At 72.9% G+C, this 20,710-nt stretch carries 14 protein-coding genes, 2 rRNA genes and 1 pseudogene; 3 read left to right on the top strand and 14 right to left on the bottom strand.

Annotated features, from left to right (window positions below):
* Positions 1–21: 21 nt before the first annotated feature.
* The 5 genes from murJ to recN form a co-directional block, all read right to left on the bottom strand.
* Positions 22–1,716, bottom strand: coding sequence for a murein biosynthesis integral membrane protein MurJ (gene murJ, locus OOJ91_RS00085; protein WP_266241122.1), 1,695 nt, complete (start codon positions 1,714–1,716; stop codon positions 22–24).
* Position 1,717: 1 nt separating this feature from the next.
* Entirely contained in the window at positions 1,718–2,584 is an 867-nt protein-coding gene (locus OOJ91_RS00080) for a hypothetical protein (protein WP_266241120.1), read from the bottom strand.
* Between the two features lie 61 nt (positions 2,585–2,645).
* Entirely contained in the window at positions 2,646–3,587 is a 942-nt protein-coding gene (locus tag OOJ91_RS00075; RefSeq protein ID WP_266241118.1) for a copper transporter, read from the bottom strand.
* A 27-nt stretch (positions 3,588–3,614) separates the two neighbouring features.
* Positions 3,615–4,793: a putative cytokinetic ring protein SteA gene (steA, locus tag OOJ91_RS00070; RefSeq protein ID WP_266241117.1), complete on the bottom strand. Its 1,179-nt coding sequence runs from the start codon at positions 4,791–4,793 to the stop codon at positions 3,615–3,617.
* 119 nt (positions 4,794–4,912) lie between these two features.
* Positions 4,913–6,670, bottom strand: a complete 1,758-nt coding sequence (gene recN / locus OOJ91_RS00065) for a DNA repair protein RecN (RefSeq protein ID WP_266241116.1) — start codon at positions 6,668–6,670, stop codon at positions 4,913–4,915.
* 102 nt (positions 6,671–6,772) lie between these two features.
* Here recN and OOJ91_RS00060 point away from each other — a divergent pair, with 102 nt between their 5' ends.
* Complete coding sequence (locus OOJ91_RS00060; RefSeq protein WP_266241115.1) at positions 6,773–7,789, top strand: helix-turn-helix domain-containing protein; 1,017 nt, start codon at positions 6,773–6,775, stop codon at positions 7,787–7,789.
* A gap of 55 nt (positions 7,790–7,844) precedes the next feature.
* Here the strand turns inward: OOJ91_RS00060 and OOJ91_RS00055 are convergent, their stop codons facing one another.
* The 5 genes from OOJ91_RS00055 to OOJ91_RS00035 all read right to left on the bottom strand — a co-directional run bounded on the left by OOJ91_RS00055 (position 7,845) and on the right by OOJ91_RS00035 (position 14,619).
* On the bottom strand, positions 7,845–11,564 hold the full coding sequence (locus OOJ91_RS00055) for a S8 family serine peptidase (protein ID WP_266241114.1): 3,720 nt from the start codon (positions 11,562–11,564) through the stop codon (positions 7,845–7,847).
* A 158-nt stretch (positions 11,565–11,722) separates the two neighbouring features.
* A complete protein-coding gene (locus OOJ91_RS00050) occupies positions 11,723–12,607 on the bottom strand; it encodes an NAD kinase (RefSeq protein WP_266241112.1) in 885 nt (294 codons plus the stop codon).
* Between the two features lie 94 nt (positions 12,608–12,701).
* Positions 12,702–13,562: a TlyA family RNA methyltransferase gene (locus tag OOJ91_RS00045; RefSeq protein WP_266241111.1), complete on the bottom strand. Its 861-nt coding sequence runs from the start codon at positions 13,560–13,562 to the stop codon at positions 12,702–12,704.
* A gap of 38 nt (positions 13,563–13,600) precedes the next feature.
* Positions 13,601–13,906 (bottom strand): hypothetical protein, encoded by a 306-nt coding sequence (locus OOJ91_RS00040; RefSeq protein ID WP_266241109.1) that lies wholly within the window; start codon positions 13,904–13,906, stop codon positions 13,601–13,603.
* Positions 13,903–14,619, bottom strand: a complete 717-nt coding sequence (locus OOJ91_RS00035; protein ID WP_266241108.1) for a phasin family protein — start codon at positions 14,617–14,619, stop codon at positions 13,903–13,905. Before OOJ91_RS00035 ends, OOJ91_RS00040 begins: the two co-directional genes overlap by 4 nt.
* A gap of 112 nt (positions 14,620–14,731) precedes the next feature.
* Between OOJ91_RS00035 and OOJ91_RS00030 the strand changes: the two genes are divergently transcribed.
* Positions 14,732–15,070 carry an SCP2 sterol-binding domain-containing protein gene (locus OOJ91_RS00030; protein WP_266241106.1) on the top strand — a complete coding sequence of 113 codons (339 nt, stop codon included), beginning with the start codon at positions 14,732–14,734 and terminating at the stop codon, positions 15,068–15,070.
* Between the two features lie 18 nt (positions 15,071–15,088).
* Here the strand turns inward: OOJ91_RS00030 and OOJ91_RS00025 are convergent, their stop codons facing one another.
* Together OOJ91_RS00025 and OOJ91_RS34340 are read right to left on the bottom strand one after the other, a co-directional pair.
* On the bottom strand, positions 15,089–16,114 hold the full coding sequence (locus OOJ91_RS00025) for an HAD-IIA family hydrolase (RefSeq protein WP_266241104.1): 1,026 nt from the start codon (positions 16,112–16,114) through the stop codon (positions 15,089–15,091).
* Positions 16,115–16,496: 382 nt separating this feature from the next.
* Positions 16,497–17,208 (bottom strand): annotated as a pseudogene (locus OOJ91_RS34340) (hypothetical protein); the annotation flags it as partial.
* Between OOJ91_RS34340 and OOJ91_RS00015 the strand changes: the two are divergent.
* Positions 17,197–19,188 (top strand): hypothetical protein, encoded by a 1,992-nt coding sequence (locus OOJ91_RS00015; protein ID WP_266241102.1) that lies wholly within the window; start codon positions 17,197–17,199, stop codon positions 19,186–19,188. The pseudogene OOJ91_RS34340 and the gene OOJ91_RS00015 overlap by 12 nt on opposite strands.
* Positions 19,189–19,278: 90 nt before the next feature.
* On the opposite strand, the gene rrf is transcribed toward OOJ91_RS00015, so the two are convergent.
* A 5S ribosomal RNA gene (rrf, locus tag OOJ91_RS00010) occupies positions 19,279–19,395 on the bottom strand.
* An 85-nt stretch (positions 19,396–19,480) separates the two neighbouring features.
* Positions 19,481–20,710 (bottom strand): 23S ribosomal RNA (locus OOJ91_RS00005); the annotation flags it as partial.

Below are 20,710 nucleotides of genomic sequence, written 5' to 3'. Positions count from 1 at the left end.
GCCGGTTCCCGTTGACAACGCTCACCGAACCGCCGTCTCCTTCCCGTCGCCCCGCTCCGGGGGGACCGCGCCCGGCGTCGACGTCCCGGCCCGGCCCCGCGGCCCTCGCCGGCCGAGGCGGCGGACCACCCCGGTCAGTAGCGGCCGTACGTCCCGCCGGTCGACGAACCAGACCACGACGAGGAACACGACACCTACCAGAACCCCGGACAGCATGCCCTGACCGAGTGCCACGGCCATCGTCGGGGTGCCGCCGTCCAGCCTGTCGAGCCAACGGCTCAGGCCCAGCCCGGCGAGCGCGGCGAGCAGTCCGGCGAGGCCACCGGCCGCACCGGCGCGGGCCGCGCCGGCCAGCGCCGGCCGGCCGGCGCTGCGCAGCACCGCCGTGACGAGCAACACGCCGAGCACCACCATGCCCACCGAGTTGGCGGACGTCACGGCGAAAACCCGGTCACGCGACGGCAGGATCACACCGAGCACCAGGACGGCGGGCGGCACCACCAGGAAGCCGACGGCGGTCGCGGCGGTCGCCGCCCGGGTCTCGCCCCGGGCGTAGAGGGCACGGGTGAGCAGCGCGAAGAGGCCGTAGCCGACCAGACCCGGGGCGTACCCGATGATCGCGGCGGCGGCCGTCGGCGCGGTGGATGCCGGGAAGAAGAAGTGCCCGACCGGGCCGGCCGTCCCGATCAACGCGGCCGCGCCGAGACAACTGAACAGCAGCACCCCCCGCACGGCCGGGGCCACTGTCGCCCGGTAGCCGTCCTCGTCGCCGGCCGACCGCGCCGCCGCGAGGGTCGGGTAGGCCGCGACGGCCAGCGGCACCGCAAGCACCGCCCACGGCAGCAGGTAGACGGTCTGCGCCAGGTTGTAGACGCTGGGATTGGTCGCCGCGCCGTAGGTGACCTGGTTCAGGCTGACGATCAGGGCGATCTGCTGAGTGGTGACGGTGACCGCGCCGGCCACCGCCAACCCGCCGACCCGGGCCCGCGCGTCGTCGGTGAACCCGAATCCGGGGCGCAGCCCGAGGCGCAGCCGGCGGACCGGGATCAGCAGCGACAACGACAGCACCACCACACCGAGGGTGGTGCCCCCGGAGAGCAGCAACTCGCCACCGGGGCTCACCCCGCCGACTGTGGCGTACCGGCCCTGCGTGGCGCCGAACACGAGGTAGACGACGATGACGGTGAGGCTGGACAGCAGCGGGGCGAGCACCGGCCAGGCGAAGCGGCGGTGCGCCTGGAGCACCCCGGTGAGCACGATGCCGATCCCGTACAGCGGCAGTTGCGGCGCGAAGACCCGCAACATCCGCACGCCGCTCTGCTGCTGGGCGGCGGTCAACCCGTCGCCCAGCAGCCCGATCACCGGCCCGGCGGCGAACACCACGAGCAGGGCGAGCGGGACCAGCAGGGCCAGCGTCCAGGTCAGCAGCGCCCCGGTGGTGCGGGCGACTGCCGTCCGGTCGCCCGCCGCGACCGCGCCGGCGAGCAGGGGTACGACGAGGCTTGCCAGCGCTCCCCCGGCGACGATCTCGAAGATGAAGTTCGGCACCGCGTTGGCCACCACGTAGGCGCCGCCGAGGTCGGTGTGGCCGAGGCCCACGGTGAACACGGCGGTACGGCCGAAGCCGGCGAGCCGGCTGAGCACGGTGAGGACGGCGATGAGCGCGGCTGCCCCGGCCAGCCGGCCGGCGCCGGCGAGGGGTGCCGGTCTGGTCACGTCAGTCGGCGCGTCGACCCAGCGCGTCGAGCTGCCGCAGGCCCGGGGTCCGCTGGATCACCGCCGTGAAGCTGACCTTCTCACTGGCGGCTGTCAGACCGGCGAGCACGGCGAGCAGACCGGCCCGCCCGAGCGGGCCGCTGCGGGCGGCGAGGGCGACGCCGAGCAGGGCGCCGAGCGCGTTCGCGCCGCTGTCGCCGAGCATCACGTCCTCGGACAGGTCGTCGCGGAGCAGGCCGGCTGCGGCGCCGGCCGCGCCGGCGGCGATCCCGCCGTGCGGGCCACCGGCCAGCGGGGCGCCCAGCAGCAGCCCGGACTTGATGGCCCGGCCGGGCCGCAGGTCGAGCAGGTTGAGCAGGTTGGCGGTGCCGGCGATCACCCCGGCGCCGAGCAGCACGTCGACTCCTCGGCCGACGGCGCCGTGGCGCTGCCGGCGCGGGTGCGCGGCGACCCGGGGGTCGGCGGCGAGCAGCGCGGCCGCGCCCAGCCCGGCGGCGCCCACCCCGATGACCTTGACCAGCCCGGCGGTGACCCGCCCCTGCCGCAGCGCGGCGAGGTGCCCGGCGAAGCCCTTGGCGGCCTTCTGCTCCGGACGTGCGCCGACCACGTCGTCGTAGAGCCCGACACCGCCGGCGCCGAGACCCGCGACCAGGGCAGCACCTCCGGAGGCGGCGCTTGTCGCGCCGAACGCGCTCGCCGCGGTCGCACCGGCGGCGAGCGCCGGCCCGGCGGCGAGCGTCACCGTTCGGCCCCGGAAGTTGGTGCGCTCCAGCGCCGGCCCCACCGGGGCGGTCCGCACCTCGCGCAGGGCGTACCGGGCGGCTGCCGCGCCGGCGCCGGCGATCAGCAGCCGGCCCAGCATCCTCACGACACCCTCCGGTGCGCTCGCGCCACCTCGTTGACTACGGACACGGGGGTACGTCGTTCGCTCACTGGGGCAGTCTAGGCAGCAGGGACGCGGCGTTGTCGCCGACGCCGTACTGACCGGCCTTCTTCTCGACGAGCTGCTGCACCAGGGCGAGGCTGGTGACCAGTTGGCCCTGCACGGTGTTGGCGTTGTCGACAGTGGAGATGGTCTGCGACAGCACCGGGTCGCCGCGGACCACGGACACCACGTTGCCGCCGGCCGAGCCGTTGCCGCCCACCACTATCGACCCGGTCCGGTCGAACTGCTCGGCGATCTTGACGACCGACTCGTCGCGCTTCTCGGAGTCCTTGTCGACGTACGGCTGACCGCTGACGACCACGACGGCCTCGGCCGGCCCGGTGACCTTGTTGTTGTCGGTGGTCAGATAGCCGGCGTTGTTGTACGCGGCGAGCACCGCCCGCCGGTCGGCGTCACTCACCGGCGCGACGCCCTGGGCCCGGTCCAGCAGGACGCTTGCCAGCAGCGCGCTGGAGGTCTCCACGCCGTGCCCGTTGCCCGGCAGGCCGGTGGTCTGCGCGGTCGGCCGCGCGGCGGTGACGGCCAGCTCCAGCAGGTTGGAGTTGTTGTCCGGGTTGATGAACTTGTCCTGCAGGTCGACCCGGCCGGTGATGGTGGCACCGGCGAGCTGGAGCTTCTTGAGCACGCCCTCGGTGTGGTCGCGCCCGTTGGGCAGGCTGAGCACCACCACCCGACGCCCGGTGAGGGTGCCCGGCAGGACGACCTGGGACACCTGCTCGGCGAACTCCTCCTCCAGACCGAGCTGCTTCTCCATGCTGTTGACCTGCTGCCGCAACTGCTGGTTGTCCTTGCGCAGCCCGGTGACCTGCTCCTTGAGCGAGTCGGCGACCGGGCCGTTGAGGGCGGCTGTGCCGACCACCAGGCCGATCGCCAGAGCCAGGAAGACCGCGGTGAGGGACACCACGTGGTAGCGGAAGTTGATCACGCTTGCAGCCTCTTGATCGGTCGGGAACTAGAAGAGCCGGTACAGCTGGAACACGAAATTGTCCCACCACTCGGCGACCACGCCCAGGTACGCCTTCCCGACGGTGGAGACGGCCACCGCGGAGGCCATCGCCGCGATCGCCGAGAGCACCAGCAGCAACAGCGACGAGCCGGAGATGCTCTGCCGGTAGAGCCGGCTCACACCCTTGGCGTCGACGAGCTTGCCCCCGACCTTCAACCGAGTCAGGAACGTCGAGGCCATCCCGCCGCGCCCCTTGTCCAGGAACTCGACGAGCGTGGCGTGGGTGCCGACCGCGACGAGCAGCGACGCGCCCTTCTCGTCGGCAAGCAGCATCGCCAGGTCCTCGCTTGTCGCCGCGGCCGGGAAGGTGATGGCCGGGACACCGAGACCGTTGACCCGGGGCAGGCCGGGCGCCCGACCGTCGGGGTAGGCGTGCACGATCACCTCGGCGCCGCAGCGCAGCACGTCGTCGGTGACCGAATCCATGTCCCCGATGATCATGTCAGGGGTGTACCCGGCCTCGACGAGCGCGTCCGCGCCGCCGTCCACGCCGATCAGCACCGGCTTGAACTCCCGGATGTACGGGCGCAGCACGTCCAGGTCGGCCTTGTAGTCGTAGCCACGCACCACGATCAAGCAGTGCCGACCCTGGATCTGGGTCTGGATGTCCGGAACGCCCACGCCGTCGAGCAGCAGGTCGCGTTCCTGGCGCAGGTAGTCCATCGTGTTGGCGGCGAACGCCTCCAACTGCACCGACAGACCCTCCCGGGCGTCGGACATCGCCTTGGCGACCGACTCGGCGTCCTGCAGGATGCCGTGCGCGACAGGCTCCTCGCCGGCGAACACGGTGTTGCCCTCGATCCGCACCTGGTCGCCCTCGCGGATGCGCTCGAAGACGCCCTCCCCGAGATCGTCCAGGAGCGGGATGCCGGCGGCGACGAGCACCTCCGGGCCAAGGTTGGGATAGCGGCCGGAGACCGACGGCTTGGCGTTGAGCACCGCGGCGACACCGACAGCGACCAACGAGTCGGCCGCCACCCGGTCCACGTCGACGTGGTCGATGACTGCTATGTCACCGGGGCGCAGCCGACCGACCAGCCGTTTCGTCCGGCGATCAAGGCGCGCGGTGCCGAGGACTCTGCCCGGCTCCGCGTTTCGGTTCCGGCGCAACGTGGGTAGACGCATCGTGACCATCCTGGCATGTGAGGCAGGTTTTTCTGTCGCGACATGCCTGAGCAGGGCCGCCTACCCAGGGAAGCACACGTCGGCACAAGCCGGTGTGCTTGCGCTCACAATACGCGGCGTCACAACCGCCTTTCCTTGGCGGCCACGGCCAGAAGCTCCTCGGCGTGAGCGATACCCAGATCCGAATCGGGCAAACCGGCGAGCATCCGGGCCAGCTCCCGGGCGCGTTCGGTGTCCTCAACGACGCGTACCCCGCTCGTGGTCACCGCGCCGCCGGTGTCCTTCGCCACCACCAGGTGCCGGTCGGCGAACGCGGCCACCTGCGGCAGGTGGGTGACGACCAACACCTGGTGGCTGCGGGCCAGCCGGGCCAGCCGCCGGCCGATCTCCACCGCGGCCTGGCCGCCGACACCGGCGTCGACCTCGTCGAAGACAAGCGTGGGCGGGCCGCCCGAGCCGGCGAAGACCACCTCGATGGCGAGCATCACCCGGGACAGCTCACCGCCGGATGCGCCACGCTGCAACGGCAACGACGGCGCGCCCGGGTGGGCCAGCAACCGCAGCTCCACCTCGTCGCCGCCGTCCGCCGCGACACCCGCCTCGACGCCGTTGACAGTCAGCGTCGGCTCGGCCCGCCCGGCCGGTCGGGGCAGCACCGCCACCTCGATCCGGGCGTGCGGCATGGCCAGACCGGCCAGCTCCACGGTGACCTGGTCGGCGAAGCGGACCGCCGCCTCCTGCCGGGACACCGACACCCGGGAGGCCAGGTCGGCCACCTCAGCGGCCAGCCGCTGCCCCTCCCGGTCCAGCTCGTCGAGCAGGTCGTCGGACGTGTCCAGGTCGGACAGTCGGGTGCGGGCCCGGTCGGCCCAGGCGATGACGCCGTCGACGTCGTCGGCGTACTTGCGGGTCAACGCCCGCAGCGCGGCCCGCCGCTCGTAGAGGTGCTGCAACCGGGCCGGGTCCGCGTCGAGGGTCGCCAGGTACGCCGACAGCTCCGCGGAGACGTCGGTCACCAGCGTGGCCGCCTCCTCCAGGCGGGCCGCCAGCTCGCCCAGCGCAGGGTCGGTGCCGGACTGCGCCTCCAGGGTGCGCCGGGCCGTGCCGAGCAGCGCCGCCGCGTCAGGTGTCTCGTCGGCCGCCTCCGCGCCGCCCGCCACGCACTGCTGGGCCACCTGAGCGGCAGTCCGCAGGCCCTCGGCGTGCTCCAGCCGCTGCGCCTCGGTCTTCAACTCGTCGTCCTCGCCGGGCTGCGGGTCGACGCGGGTGATCTCGTCGAGGCCCAGCCGCAGCAGGTCGGCCTCCTGGTTGCGCTCGCGGGCGTTGCGCCGCCGGTCGGCAAGGTCGTCGACCACCCGCCGCCAGCCCGTGTACGCCTCGCGCAACGCGTCGAGCAGCTTCTCGTGCGCCGGCCCGGCGAACCGGTCCAGAGCGGCCCGCTGCTCGGCCGGGCGCAGCAGCCGCAACTGGTCGGACTGGCCGTGCACGGCCACCGCCTGCTCGCCGACCTCGCCCAGCATCGACACGGGCATGCTCCGGCCACCGAGGTGGGCTCGGGAGCGGCCCTCCACCGTCACCGTACGGCTCAGCAGCAGCGAGCCGTCCTCGTCGGGCTCGCCACCGGCGTCGCTGATCCGGGCGTGCACCGTGTCGGCGACCCGGCCGGACAGGCGCAGCCGCCCCTCGACCACGGCCCGGCCCGGTTGGGCACGGACCCGCCCGGCGTCGGCCCGGCCGCCGAAGAGCAGACCGAGGCCGGTCACCACCATCGTCTTGCCGGCACCGGTCTCGCCGGTGATGACGTTCATCCCGCCGGTCAACGGCAGCGTGGTGTCCTCGATGACGCCGAGTCCGGTGATGCGCAGCTCTTCCAGCACAGCACCCGACAGTAGACGCGAGGGCCGACAGTTGACCAGCCGACCGGCCCCACGGCCGGGCCCCGGTGCGGCCCGCACCCCACCGACGTACAGTCTTGCCCCGTGTTGGACGTGATCGGCCTGACCCCCGCCGAGGAGGAGCTCTACCGCTGCCTGCTCCAGCTCACCACGGCCCGGGTCGACGAGCTGGTCCACCGACTGCAACGCCCCCGGGCGCAGGTCGTCGAGCAGGTCGAGGCGCTGCGGGCCAAGGGTCTGGTGCAGACCACCGACAGTGACCCGGACGCCCCACTGCGCCCGAGAGCGCCGGACGTCGCCCTGGGCGCGACGCTGCTGCGCCACCAGGAGGACCTGGAGGCGGCCCGACGCCGGGTCACCCAACTGGCCGAGGAGTACCGCTCCGGGCTACGCCGCCACCACGTGGACCACCTCGTCGAGGTGATCCGAGGCGGCCGGGTGCTGCGCGACCGGCTGCGTGACCTGCAGAACTCGGCCCGCAGCGAGGTGCTCTGGTTCTGCCGGGCGAACCCCCTCGCGATGGCCGGCCCGGAGAACGTGGAGGAGTTCGACGCGCTGGCGCGCGGAGTGAGCTACCGGGCCATCTACGAACGGGACCTGCTGCTGGAGCCGGGCGCCCTCGCGGACCTGGCCAAGGGGGTCGCCGCCGGAGAGCAGGCCCGGGTGCTGGACCGCCTGCCCGTCCGACTGGCCATCGTGGACGCCCGCACCGCGATCTGCCCGCTGGTGCCCGACCTCCACGGTGGCGAGCCGAGCGCCGCGGTGATCGGCCGCAGCCAACTGCTCGACGCGCTGCTCGCCCTCTTCGAGAGCCACTGGCGGGTGGCCACCCGACTGCGACTCGACGACCCGCTCGCCGCCCCGACCGAGAGCCGGCGCGACGACGCCGACGACCGTCCGGTCGACGGCTACCAGCCCGACGCCGACGAGGCCCGGCTGCTGTCGCTGTTCGTGGCCGGCGTACCGGACAAGTCCATCGCCTCCCAGCTCGGGGTGAGCCGCCGGACGGTGCAACGCCGCCTCGCCGACCTGATGGACGCCGCAGGCGTGGACACCCGACCAGGGCTGGCGTTCCAGGTCGCCAGGCGCGGCTGGCTCTGAAACGCGGCGGGGCCCGCCGTCTGATCGACGACGGGCCCCACGTGTCGAGCCCCGGTCAGCGCAGCCCGTACGCCCGCACCACCGTCTGGTCCACGGAGTTCCCGGCCCGGTCGGTGGCGTGCACCCGCAGTGACACGGTTCCGCGCCCGGCCGGGACCGTCGCGGTCCAGCGGGTCCCCGACCCTCTGGTCGGCGCGGCCCGCCACGTGACGCCCTCGTCGAAGGAGACCTCCACCCGCAGGCTGGTGCCAGTCGGCGCGGCGACTCCGGCCGGCTGGCGCAGGGTCAGCCCCAGCTGGTGCGGCCGGCGGCCCGGTACGAGGCCGAGCAGGTCGGCCGGCACCCGGTAGTCCACCTGCAGCAGCGACAGAGGCACGGCCGCCCCACCCGTCGGCCGGGCCGAGGTGAACTGCCACGCCGTGTCGGTGCGGGTGGCGTAGCGCCACTCGTCCGAGGCCCGCCGCGTCGTCACGTCGAGGCGGTAGCGGGCCGCTGCGGCGGTGGTCGGCACCGGCGCCCAGCCGTCGGACAGGTCGGCGATCTGCTGCCCGTCTCGACTCAGGCGAACCTCGACCCCGTCCGCCTCCTCGCTGTTGCCGGCCACGCTGAAGTGCCCGTCGGCGTCGACGAACTCGGGCACCCGCACGTCCAGGCTGTCGCCCGTACGCGTGGGCACCGGCGTCCCGCTGGCCGGCACGGCCGGACGGACCACCGGGGCGTGCCAGGTCTCGACCTCCCGGTCGTCGGCGGCGTACCGCCGGGGCGCCTCGGTCAGCCCACCTGTCAACTGCCCCCACTGCATGAACATCTCCTTGTGCAGCACCCGGTGCTGCCACCAGGAGTCCCCGGCGCTGACGAACTCCTGCCGGGTGGTCCCGTTGCGGACCAGGCGCTGGTCGTCGTTCCAGGAGTACTCCTGCCACGGACGCCAACCGAACCGCTCCTCGGTGGCCCAGCCCGCGCCCGTGTCGCCGTAGCTGGCGGTCACCTCGGCGGTGTTCCTCGCGGTCACCGTGTGCACGATCCGCTCCGGCACCCGGCCCTTCGACACCTGCCACACGTCGTACAGGTAGGGGCTGTCCACTGTCAGCGTCAGGTCCAGCGTCGCCCGGCCCTTGCGCGCCGCCGCGATCAGCCGCTGCCCGTCGTCGTACGCGACGACCATCGCCGGGACCGGCAGCCGGTCGCCGGCCGGCCGCCAGACCGTCCACGCGCTCTGGTCCTCCGGGCGAACGATCAGCACCACGGCGACGCCGGCCGCCGCCGCGGCTGCCACCTGCTCGTCCTCGCTCCGGTTCGGGTCGGCGGCGAGCAGAGCGGCAGCGCCCCGCGCCCGCGCCAACTCGGCCGGGGCGCCGGCGCCGGCCCAGACCAGCGGCAGCTTCCGCCGACCTGTCGGCGCCGGCGACGTGCCCAGCAGGTTGATGTCCGACGGACCGGACACCCCGCTGATCGTCGCGTCCACCATTGGCGCGACGAGCTGCCAGCGCGAGGCGAACTCGAACTCGCCCTGACGCACCGGGCGGGTCGGCGTGACGTTCACCTGCTGGACGGTGCTGTACGCCATCACGCCGTGGTCGATCTGCCGGCCGTTGCCAAGCACCCGGTGCACGTAGTAGCTGAGCGTGGCCCGCTGCTCACTGGGCTTCGGCGTCTCGATCCGCACCGGCGTGCCCTTGCGGGCGTCGAGCACCACTGTCAGGTCCCGGTCGACAGTCACCTCCGGTTCGATGATCTCGGTCATCTGCTCGTCCAGGGGGGCGCCGTGCTCGACCAGCGCGGTCAGCAGGTAGGTGCCCTCCTCGACCTCCAGGGTGCCCTCGCCCGGCCACCAGCCCCAGTAGTCCGACTCGGGCTGCTCACCGAAGAGGGTCAACCCCGGCGAGAGGCCCGGCTGACCCTGCCGGTCCAGCAGCTTGATGGTGAGGTGGTGCACGGGACCGCTGACGGTGAGCCCGACCGGGGTGCGCACGGCCACGCCGTCCGTACCGGTCGCCACCAGCCAGCCACCGTGCGGGCCACGGGCCAGCTTCGCCGGGTCGGCGCGCAGCGGCACGGCGACGCTGCCGCCCGCCGGCACGCTCACCTCACCGGATCCGAGCGTGACCCCGTCGGTCTCGGCCGCGTCGGTGTCCAGGTTGCGCAGCTCGAGGGCCAACCGCAGGGTCTGCGCGGTCTTCGTGCCATTGGTGTACGTCACGTTCCGCTCGACTGCCGTACCGCCTGTGGTGATCCGGCCGAAGTCCGCGGTGGCCGACGCGTACACCCGCTGGGTGAGCGCCCGCGCCACGTCCACCCGGCCGCCGCCCTGCTCGAAGACGGTGAGGGCCGGGTTCGCCTTCGTGGTGCTGACGAGCGCGTCCTTCAGCTTCCCGGCGGACCAGTCCGGGTGGTCCTGGGCGAGGATCGCCGCCGCGCCCGCCACGTGCGGGGTGGCCATCGAGGTGCCGGACGCGGCCGTGTAGGCGTCGTCCACGGGCGTACCCATTGTGGTGCCGGCGGCCCGCGCGGCGACGATCCCGACGCCCGGGGCGGTGATCTCGGGCTTCAGGCCGTTGTCGCCCAGTCGCGGCCCGCGGCTGGAGAACTCCGCCAGGTTGTCGTCGCGGTCCACCGCGCCGACGGTGAGCGCCGCCGCGGCCGCGCCCGGCGAGCCGACGGTACGCGCCGCACCCGCGTTGCCTGCGGCGACCACGAAGAGCGCGCCGGTCTCGGCGGTCAGGTCGTTCACCGCCTGGCTCATCGGGTCGGTGCCGTCGGTCGGGTCGCCGCCGAGGCTCATGCTGACCACCTTCGCGCCGGAGTGGGCGGCCCACTCCATGCCGGCGATGATGGCCGAGTCGTAGCCCGAGCCGTTGTCGTCGAGCACCTTGCCGACGAGCAGCCGCGCGCCGGGCGCGACGCCCTTGCGCAGCCCTGCCGACGCGGCGCCGCTGCCCGCGATGGTGGCCGCGACGTGCGTGCCGTGGCCGTGGCCGTCGCGGGCGCTGCCGCTGCCGGAGAAGTCCTGCGCCTCGGCGATCCGCCCGGCCAGGTCGGGGTGGGTGGCGTCGACGCCTGTGTCGAGCACTGCCACCTTCACGCCGCTGCCGTCGCGGCCGGCCGCCCAGGCCGTCGGAGCGCCGATCTGCGGGACGCTGTGCTCCAGCGTCGGGTGCACCCGCCCGTCCAGCCAGACGTGGGCGACACCGCCGCCCAGGCGGGGCGCGGCGGTCGTGGCGCGTGTCGTCGGCGTGCCGGCGAGGGTGCTCCACAAGCCACCCAGGTCGGCCTTGCCGACCCGCAACGCGGCACCGTTGATGCTCTCCAGGGGACGGGCGTCGGTGACGCCGCCGAGTGGCCGGACCCGACCGGCGGCCGGCTCCTGGTAGCGCACGATCAGCGGCAGGGCGCCCTGCGTGGCGTCGCCGTAGCCCTCGGCGGCCAACTCCTGCACGTCGAACAGGTCGGCGTCGAGGACTCCGCTGGAGACGTAGGGCAGGGCGTCGCTGGGCAGCACCCGCAGCCCGCCGTCGACCTCCACGGTCTGGAAGATGATCCGCTCCCGCCCGGGCCCCGGGCGTACGGTGGCGGCGACCCGGCCCGGCGCGGCCGGCGCCAGCTCGACCTGGTCGCCGGTGATGAGGGTGATGCGGACGGGCGCGGCGCCCGGGGCGGACGTGCCCAGGGTCGGGCCGGTGGGCCGGACGGGCGGTTCGGCGGACGCCGGCGCGGCGAGGCCGACCACCAGCGCGCCGACCGCGCCGGCGCTGAGCCAGCGGGGGGACCAGTGCATGCGATGCGCTCCTCTACTCCTGTGGGCCCGCCATCCGTAGATGAGGACCGATCGGAGTCTGCGACGCGGCGCACAACCAGGTCACTAGCGTTCAGCCGCCGCAGCGGCGACATGTCGTCAGGTGGACAACCGCCGGACACCGACGGTGTGCGCCACAGTCACCGGCGGCTGCCCCGCCAGCCGTGCACCGGCAGGCCGAACTTGGCGACCAGCCGGTCGGTGAACGCACGGTCGCGCAGCCGGACGATACGCACCGGCAGGGCACCCCGACGCACAGTCACCCGGGCGCCGGGCGGCAGGTCGTAGACCCGCCGACCGTCGCAGGCGAGCACGGCGAGAGTGGTGAACGGGTCGACGGTGATGACGAACGTCGACGTGGGCGCGGTGACCAGGGGGCGACTGAACAACGCGTGCGCGCTGATCGGCACCAGCAGCAGTGCCTCCACCTCCGGCCAGACCACCGGACCGCCGCCGGAGAACGCGTACGCGGTGGAGCCGGTGGGGGTGGCGCAGACCACGCCGTCGCAGCCGTAGCGGGACAGCGGGCGGCCGTCCACGTCGACGAGGAGTTCGAGCATCTGCGCCCGCTCCCCCTTCTCGACGCTGATCTCATTGAGCGCCCACGACTCGATGGTCGGGCCGCCGTCGAACTCGGCCGTGACGTCGAGCGTGAGCCGCTCGTGCACTGTGTAGTTGCGCTCGACGACGTCCCGAATGGCGGTGTCCAGGTCGTCGATCTCCGCCTCGGCGAGGAAGCCCACCTTGCCGAGGTTGATGCCGAGCAGCGGCGCCTTCGCCGGGCGGGCCAGCTCGGCCGCGCGCAGGAAGGTGCCGTCCCCACCGAGCGCGAAGACGATCTCGGCGCCCTCGGCGGCCTCCGGGCCGGCGACCGGAACCGTCCCGGGCAGGTCCAGATCATCGGCCTCCTCGGCGACCACCCGCACCTCGAAGCCCGCGGCGATGAGGTCGGCGGCGACCGACCGGGCGTGCTCGGTGCTGCGTCGACGGCCGGTGTGGGTCACCAGCAGCGCCGTGCGGCTCATCGGACCGGCCGTCCGTCCGTCGTCGGACGGCACACAGTCATCGCCGCCGCGCCGGCACGGCCGTACGCCGTCGTGCGCCGCTCGCTGTACGCGTTCACCCTGCGACCTCCTCCGCCGCCACGTCCGGCACGTCGCCGGCCGTCGTCGGACCCTCCGGTCCGGCCTCCACCACTGCCCGCACCCGCTGCGGGTCCGCCGGTGGCGCGCCCCGGCGCAACCATACGAAGAACTCGACGTTGCCGCTGGGCCCGGGCAGCGGGCTGGCCGCCACGTCGGCCAACCCGAGGCCGAGCTGAGCCGCCGCGGCGGCCACGTCGAGCACCGCCTCGGCGCGCAGCGCCGGGTCGCGGACCACACCACCGGCGCCGACCCGCTGCTTGCCCACCTCGAACTGCGGCTTCACCATCAGCGCCAGGTCGCCGTCGTCACGGGTGCAGCCGGCCAGGGCCGGCAGCACCAACCGCAACGAGATGAACGACAGGTCGGCCACCGTCAGGTCGACAGGTCCGCCGATCGCGTCCGCGACGAGGGTACGGACGTTCGTGCGTTCCAGGACACGGACGCGCTCGTCGGTGCGCAGCGACCAGGCGAGCTGCCCGTAGCCGACGTCCACGGCCACCACCTCGGCGGCGTCGGCGCGCAGCAGCACGTCGGTGAAGCCCCCGGTCGACGCTCCGGCGTCCAGGCAGCGCCGCCCGGCGACGCGCAGCCCTGCGGGGCCGAACGCGGCCAACGCCCCGGCGAGTTTGTGCCCGCCCCGGGAGACGTACTCCTCGGTGGGGTCGGCACCGGTGACCAGCAGCGGATCGGCGGGGTCGACCATCGCGGCGACCTTGCGCGCGGGCACTCCGCGCAGCTGGACCCGACCGGCCTCGACAAGCGCGGCGGCCTGCTCACGCGAGCGGGCCAGCCCGCGGCGGACGAGTTCGGCGTCCAGCCGGTTGCGACGTGCCATGGGTGGTTCTCCGGATCTGTCCGACCTGGTCGTCCTGGTCAGGTCTGGTCGATGGTGGCGAGCGTCTCGCGCAGCGTCTCGTAGGCCGCCTCGTACTGCGCGATCTGGTCGGCCGGGGCGAGCGCCGCCGCGTTGTCCATGGCCCGCACGGCCGCGTCCACCGCCGGGTGGCGGGCCGCGTCGTCGCCGACGTCCGCGCCCTCGGGCGGCGGGCCGGGGCGGACGCCCACCGGCGGGCTCGGCCGGGCGGCGAACGACCCGGCCTGCGGCGGGCCGGGCCGGAAGCCTCCGGGCGGACCGGGACGGACGCCGGACGGCGAGCCCGGGCGGGCGTCGTCGCTCACGAGTCACCGTCCGGGCGGCGCTTGCGGACGGCCTTCTTCGCCGGCATCGCCGCCGGTGTCGGGATGTCGTCGTGGGCCGAGGGAGCCGCCGACGTCGAGGTCTCGTCCCTGACCGGCATGGCCTCGGGCGTCGGGGTGTCGTCCCTGGCCGACACGGCGGCCGGCGCCGGGGTGTCGTCGGCGGTCCGGCTGATCGTCGCGGGCGGCTTCTTCACGAGGGCCTTCTTGGCGACGGCCTTCTTGGCGACCGCCTTCTTCGCCGCCGGAGCGGAGACCGGCGCGCCCGCCGGGGCGTTCGACGGCGCGAGGCCGGCGCCGGGCTGTGCGGCGCCTGTCGGGTCGGGCTGCGGCGTCGGATCGCCGAGCCGTTCGGCAGCCGGTTCGCCGGTCGGCGCCGAGCGCGGCTCGGTGGCGCGCGCCTCGCGCAGTTGCCGTTCCAGGTCGCGTACGCGTCGGGTCAGCTCGGCCACCTCGTCGGCGGTGGCCAGACCGACAGCGCCGAGGGCCCGGTCGACCTCGAAGCGGACCAGCTTGGTCAGCGCCTCCCGGTTGGCGGCGCCGGTGGTGACCAGCTCCTCGCCGAGGGCCTGCAGCTGGGCGGCTGTCGCGCCGCCGGAGCCGACGAGGCGACGCACCGCGTCCTGGGCCTTCTTCCGGGGCGCCTCGGCCAGGCCCATGGCCAGTTCGAGGTAGGCGCGCCACGCGTCCTGCATGCCTGAGTCCTTCCATCCGGCGCCGGTCTGCAGGTGTCACGCTACCGGGCACCCCGGACTGTCCTGTGCGGTACGGTGCCGGGGACGGCGTGGCGATCGGCGAGGGGGAGATGTGGCCAGCGTGGACGAGTGCCGGCAGGCGTTGCAGGAGCTGGCCGCCCGGTTGGACCGCAACGCCGAGACGGTCCGCGAACGGATCGACCTGGAACGGACGTTGGCCTGCCGGATCACCGACCTGGACACGGCGTTCCACGGGCGGATCAGCGGTGGCCGGCTGGTCGAGCTGACCGACGGTGACGACCCGAAGGCCAAGATCGCGCTGAGCACGTCCAGCGACGACCTGCTCGCCCTGGTCCGCGGTGACCTGGACGTCACCAAGGCGATCACGTCCCGCCGCGTGTCGATCAAGGCCAACCCGTTCGACCTGATGAAGCTGCGCAAGCTGCTCTGACGAGCGCGTGCGACTGCGTCACCCGTCGGTGGCCAGCCCGAAGCTCTCCAGCGCGGCAGCCGCGTCCGGGCCCGCGGGGCGGATCGCCGGTGGCGTCGGGGCCGCCCAGGCCGCCGCACAGAGCGCGGCGAGGGCGTCCAGCGGCCGGCCGGCGCCTGCCAGTTCCAGCGTCCCCGCCCGGTCCGTGACGGACCAGCCGCCGACGTCCGCCGAGCCGGGGACCCGCACGGCCGCCGCCGGGTCGAACAGCCCCGCCAGGTCCCGCGCGACGTACGTGGGCCGCCGTCGTGGCTCGGCCGCGAGCAGCTCGGGTACGTCGCTGACGCCGGTGAGCACGAGCAGGCTGTCCAACCCCGCTCGGCGGGCGCCCTCGATGTCGGTGTCCAGCCGGTCCCCGACGACCAGGACCTGGCCGCCGTCGCCGCGCCGGGCGGCGGTCTCGAACAGCGCCGACTCCGGCTTGCCGACCACCAGGTCCGGGTCCCGCTCCAACGCGGTCCGCAGCACCGCGACCAGTGACCCGTTGCCCGGCAGCGGACCCCGGGCGCTGGGAAGCGTCCGGTCGGTGTTGGTGGCGACCCAGATCGCCCCGGCCCGTACGGCGACGGATGCCTCGGCCAGCTCGGCCCAGCCAACCTGCGGACCGTAGCCCTGCACCACCGCGGCCGGCTTCTCGTCGGCGCGGCTGACCGGGGTCAGCCCGACCGCGCGCAGCTCGGCGCGCAGCGCCTCCGCGCCGACCACCAGCACCGGCGCGCCTGCCGGCAGCCGGTCCCGCAGCAGCTCGGCCGACGCGGCGGCGGAGGTGAGCACCTCCTCCGGCCGCGCCGGCACGCCCATTCCGGTCAGCAGGTCGGCGACGTCGCTGGAACGGCGTGAGGCGTTGTTCGTGGCGTACGCCACCGCCCGCCCCTCGGCGTGCAGCCGGGCCACCGCGTCGACCGCGCCGGGAATCGGCCGGTCGATCAGGTAGATCACCCCGTCCAGGTCGAAGACCACCAGGGTGTACCCGTCGATCAGCCGCTTCCCGGCGTCCGCGCTCATCGCTGCGTCGACTCCGACTCGTCACCCCGGGTGGGGGCGTCGCCGTCGGCCGTGCCACCGCTAATCGTGTCGCCGTTCAGCGTGTCACCGCTCAGCGTGTCGTCTGCGCGGCTGTCGTCGCTGGCGGGCGTGGTCGGGTCCGGGGAGGTGCCGCTCGCGTCCGCGTGGCGGTCCTCGTCCTCGCCGTCGACGCCCTCGCCGACGCCCGGGCGGCCGGCGACGCCGTCCTCCTCGTCGTCGTCGAAGTCCTCGTCCTCGTCGTCGCGGTCGTCCTCGCCCTCGTCGCCCTCCGCGTCGTCGTCCTCGTCGTCGTCGAAGTCCTCGTCGCCGCGGTCGTCCTCGCCCTCGTCGTCGTCGTCGAGACCGCCAGCCTCGGCGTCGACGTCGCGGTCGGACGTGTCCGAGTCGTCGGCGTCACGGTCGTCGCCTGCGGTCAGGTCGGTGTCCGGCTGGGCCGGCACCGATCCAGGCGCACCCGGGCCAGCGGCGATCTCCTCGGCCTCGTCCTCGTCATCTCCCTCGATGACGACGCCGTCGAGTTCCAACAGCCGCTCCGCGGCGTCGGTCTCGCCCTCGGTGTCCACGTCGGCCGCGCGGGAGAACCACTCGCGGGCCTCCTCGCGTCGGCCCACCGCGAGCAGCGCGTCGGCGTACGCGTACCGCAGTCGCGCCGTCCACGGCACCGTCGCCTCGCTGGTGAGGTCGGGCACCTGGAGCATCGCGACAGCGGCATCCTTCTGGCCGAGATCACCACGCGCCCCGGCCGCGACGATCAGCAGCTCGATCGCGACGGCCTGGTCCAGCTTCGCCTGGTCGGCGCCGCGGAACAGGTCGATGGCCCGCTCCGGCCGGCCCAGGGCGCGCTCGCAGTCGGCGAGCACGGCCAGGTGACTCTGCAGGCCGGTCATCCGGTGGTACGTCCGCAGCTCGGCGATAGCCGTCTGCCACTCCCCTGCGTGGTACGCGGCCAGACCGACCGCCTCACGGACCGCAGAGATGCGCGACGCGAGCCGTCGGGCGGCCAGCGCGTGCGCCAACGCCTCGGCCGGGTCCTCGTCGATCAGCTGACCGGTGGCGACCAGGTGCCGGGCCACCGTCTCGGCGACCGGCTTGTTCAGCGAGAGCAGCTCGGCGCGGACGTCCTTGTCGAGGTCGGTCGCGACGATGTCGTCCGGCAACACCGGGGCCAGGCTGCGCCCGCCCTCGGACGACTCGGAGGCCGCGCCACGGTCGTCGCGGCGGAAGTCCCCCTCGCGACGTGGCCGCTCGTCGGCCCGGAACCCGCCGCCCTCGCGACGGTCGCCACCGCGGAAGCCGCCCTCACGGGACGTGCCGTCCTCACGACGGTCACCGCCCCGGAAGCCGCCGTCTCGGCCGCCGTCCCGGGGCGCACTCGGGCGGGAGCCACCACGCTCGCCGCCACGGAAGCCGTCGCGGTCACCGCCACGGAAGCCACCCTCGCGGGGCGGGCCGGAACGGCCGCGGTCGCCGCCACCCTGGTAACCACCCTCACGACGGTCACCGCCACGGAAGCCGCCCTCACGGTCACCGCCACGGAAACCACCCTCGCGCGGCGCACCCGAGCGCGACCCATCGCGGTCGCCACCACGGAAGCCGCCACCCTCGCGGCGGTCGCCGCCACGGAAACCACCCTCACGGTCGCCGCCACGGAAACCACCCTCACGGTCGCCGCCACGGAAACCACCCTCACGCGGAGCACCCGAGCGCGAACCATCACGGTCGCCACCACGGAAACCACCCTCACGCGGAGCACCGGGACGCGAACCATCACGGTCGCCACCACGGAAGCCGCCTTCACGGCGGTCGCCGCCACGGAAACCGCCCTCGCGGTCGCCGCCACGGAAGCCACCCTCGCGGTCACCGCCACGGAAGCCGCCCTCGCGGGGCGGACCGGAACGGCCACGGTCGCCGCCACCCTGGTAACCACCCTCACGACGGTCACCGCCACGGAAACCACCCTCACGCGGAGCGCCGGAACGCGAACCATCGCGGTCGCCGCCACGGAAGCCACCCTCGCGCGGCGGACCAGAACGGCCACGGTCGCCGCCACCCTGGTAACCACCCTCACGACGGTCACCACCACGGAAACCACCCTCGCGGTCACCGCCACGGAAACCACCCTCACGCGGAGCGCCCGAGCGCGACCCATCGCGGTCGCCACCACGGAAACCGCCCTCACGGCGGTCACCGCCACGGAAACCACCCTCACGCGGCGCGCCGGAACGCGAACCATCGCGGTCGCCACCACGGAAACCGCCTTCACGGCGGTCGCCGCCACGGAAACCGCCCTCGCGGTCACCGCCACGGAAACCGCCCTCGCGGTCACCGCCACGGAAACCGCCCTCGCGGTCACCGCCGCGGAAGCCGCCCTCACGCGGCGCACCCGAACGGCCACGGTCGCCGCCACCCTGGTAACCACCCTCACGACGGTCACCACCACGGAAACCACCCTCGCGGTCACCGCCACGGAAACCACCCTCACGCGGCGCACCCGAACGCGAACCATCACGGTCGCCACCACGGAAACCGCCACCCTCGCGACGGTCACCGCCGCGGAAGCCGCCCTCGCGGTCGCCGCCACGGAAGCCACCCTCGCGCGGCGGACCGGAACGGCCACGGTCGCCGCCACCCTGGTAACCACCCTCACGACGGTCACCACCACGGAAACCACCGTCACGGTCACCGCCGCGGAAACCACCCTCACGCGGCGCACCCGAACGCGAACCATCACGGTCGCCACCACGGAAACCGCCACCCTCGCGACGGTCACCACCACGGAAGCCGCCCTCACGCGGTGCCCCGGTGCGGGATCCGTCGCGGTCACCACCGCGGAAACCACCCTCACGCGGAGCACCGGAACGCGAACCATCACGGTCGCCACCACGGGAACCACCATCACGGCCGCCGGCGTATCCGCCTCGGGCGCCGCCGGCGTTGTCCCGATCCCCCCGGTACGGGGGCCGGTCGTCGCGGCGCGCACCACGGTCGCGTCCACCCGGGCCGTCGGTGCGGTCTTCGTGACGACGGGGACGATCTCCGCCCTGCGGTCCTGAACTCACAGGTACATCCTTCCTGATTGCGCCACCAATGGCGCTACGCAGTCGAGGGCCGACCCGGATGGGGCGGCCCTCGACTGGAAGATTGTCCGGCGGTGTCCTACTCTCCCACACCCTCACGAGTGCAGTACCATCGGCGCTGGAGGGCTTAGCTTCCGGGTTCGGAATGTAACCGGGCGTTTCCCCTCCGCCATGACCGCCGTAACTCTATGAACATATCAAACAACCCCGGCACACAGTCACGGGTGTTCGCTTGTTCAGAGTTGCACAGTGGACGCGTAGCAGCTTAGTAGTCAAGTCCTCGGCCTATTAGTACCGGTCAACTGAACCCGTTACCGGGCTTACATTTCCGGCCTATCAACCCAGTCGTCTAGCTGGGGGCCTTACCCCACCAAGGTGGGTGGGATACCTCATCTTGAAGCAGGCTTCCCGCTTAGATGCTTTCAGCGGTTATCCCTTCCGAACGTAGCTAACCAGCCGTGCCCCTGGCGGGACAACTGGCACACCAGAGGTTCGTCCGTCCCGGTCCTCTCGTACTAGGGACAGCCCTTCTCAAGTATCCTACGCGCACGGCGGATAGGGACCGAACTGTCTCACGACGTTCTAAACCCAGCTCGCGTACCGCTTTAATGGGCGAACAGCCCAACCCTTGGGACCTGCTACAGCCCCAGGATGCGACGAGCCGACATCGAGGTGCCAAACCATCCCGTCGATATGGACTCTTGGGGAAGATCAGCCTGTTATCCCCGGGGTACCTTTTATCCGTTGAGCGACACCGCTTCCACTCGCAAGTGCCGGATCACTAGTCCCGACTTTCGTCCCTGCTCGACCTGTCAGTCTCACAGTCAAGCTCCCTTGTGTACTTGCACTCAACACCTGATTGCCAACCAGGCTGAGGGAACCTTTGGGCGCCTCCGTTACCTTTTAGGAGGCAACCGCCCCAGTTAAACTACCCACCAGACACTGTCCCTGAACCGGATAACGGTCCGAAGTTAGATACCCAAATCAACCAGAGTGGTATTTCAAGATTGCCTCCACCCATACTGGCGTATGGACTTCACCGGCTCCCACCTATCCTACACAAGCTAATTCGAGTACCAATGTCAAGCTATAGTAAAGGTCCCGGGGTCTTTCCGTCCTGCCGCGCGTAACGAGCATCTTTACTCGTACTGCAATTTCGCCGGGCCTGTGGTTGAGACAGTGGGGAAGTCGTTACGCCATTCGTGCAGGTCGGAACTTACCCGACAAGGAATTTCGCTACCTTAGGATGGTTATAGTTACCACCGCCGTTTACTGGCGCTTAAGTTCTCCGCTTCGCCCCGAAGAGCTAACAGGTCCCCTTAACGTTCCAGCACCGGGCAGGCGTCAGTCCATATACATCGAATTACTTCTTCGCATGGACCTGTGTTTTTAGTAAACAGTCGCTTCCCCCTGCTCTCTGCGGCCATACAACGCTCCACCCGCGCGGGGCTTCACGTCTCCGGCCCCCCTTCTCCCTAAGTTACGGGGGCAATTTGCC

It is taken from the genome of Micromonospora lupini, assembly GCF_026342015.1.
In the GTDB taxonomy this organism is placed as follows: Bacteria; Actinomycetota; Actinomycetes; order Mycobacteriales; family Micromonosporaceae; genus Micromonospora; species Micromonospora lupini_B.
This window is presented reverse-complemented; position numbering and strand designations above follow the sequence as displayed.

Bases quoted from the DNA above. Each gene is read 5' to 3' on its own strand.
- OOJ91_RS00050 (WP_266241112.1), bottom strand. From the start codon at position 12,607: ATGAGCCGCACGGCGCTGCTGGTGACCCACACCGGCCGTCGACGCAGC.
- OOJ91_RS00055 (WP_266241114.1), bottom strand. From the start codon at position 11,564: ATGCACTGGTCCCCCCGCTGGCTCAGCGCCGGCGCGGTCGGCGCGCTG.
- OOJ91_RS00035 (WP_266241108.1), bottom strand. From the start codon at position 14,619: ATGCAGGACGCGTGGCGCGCCTACCTCGAACTGGCCATGGGCCTGGCC.
- OOJ91_RS00025 (WP_266241104.1), bottom strand. From the start codon at position 16,114: ATGAGCGCGGACGCCGGGAAGCGGCTGATCGACGGGTACACCCTGGTG.
- OOJ91_RS00045 (WP_266241111.1), bottom strand. From the start codon at position 13,562: ATGGCACGTCGCAACCGGCTGGACGCCGAACTCGTCCGCCGCGGGCTG.
- steA (WP_266241117.1), bottom strand. From the start codon at position 4,793: ATGCGTCTACCCACGTTGCGCCGGAACCGAAACGCGGAGCCGGGCAGA.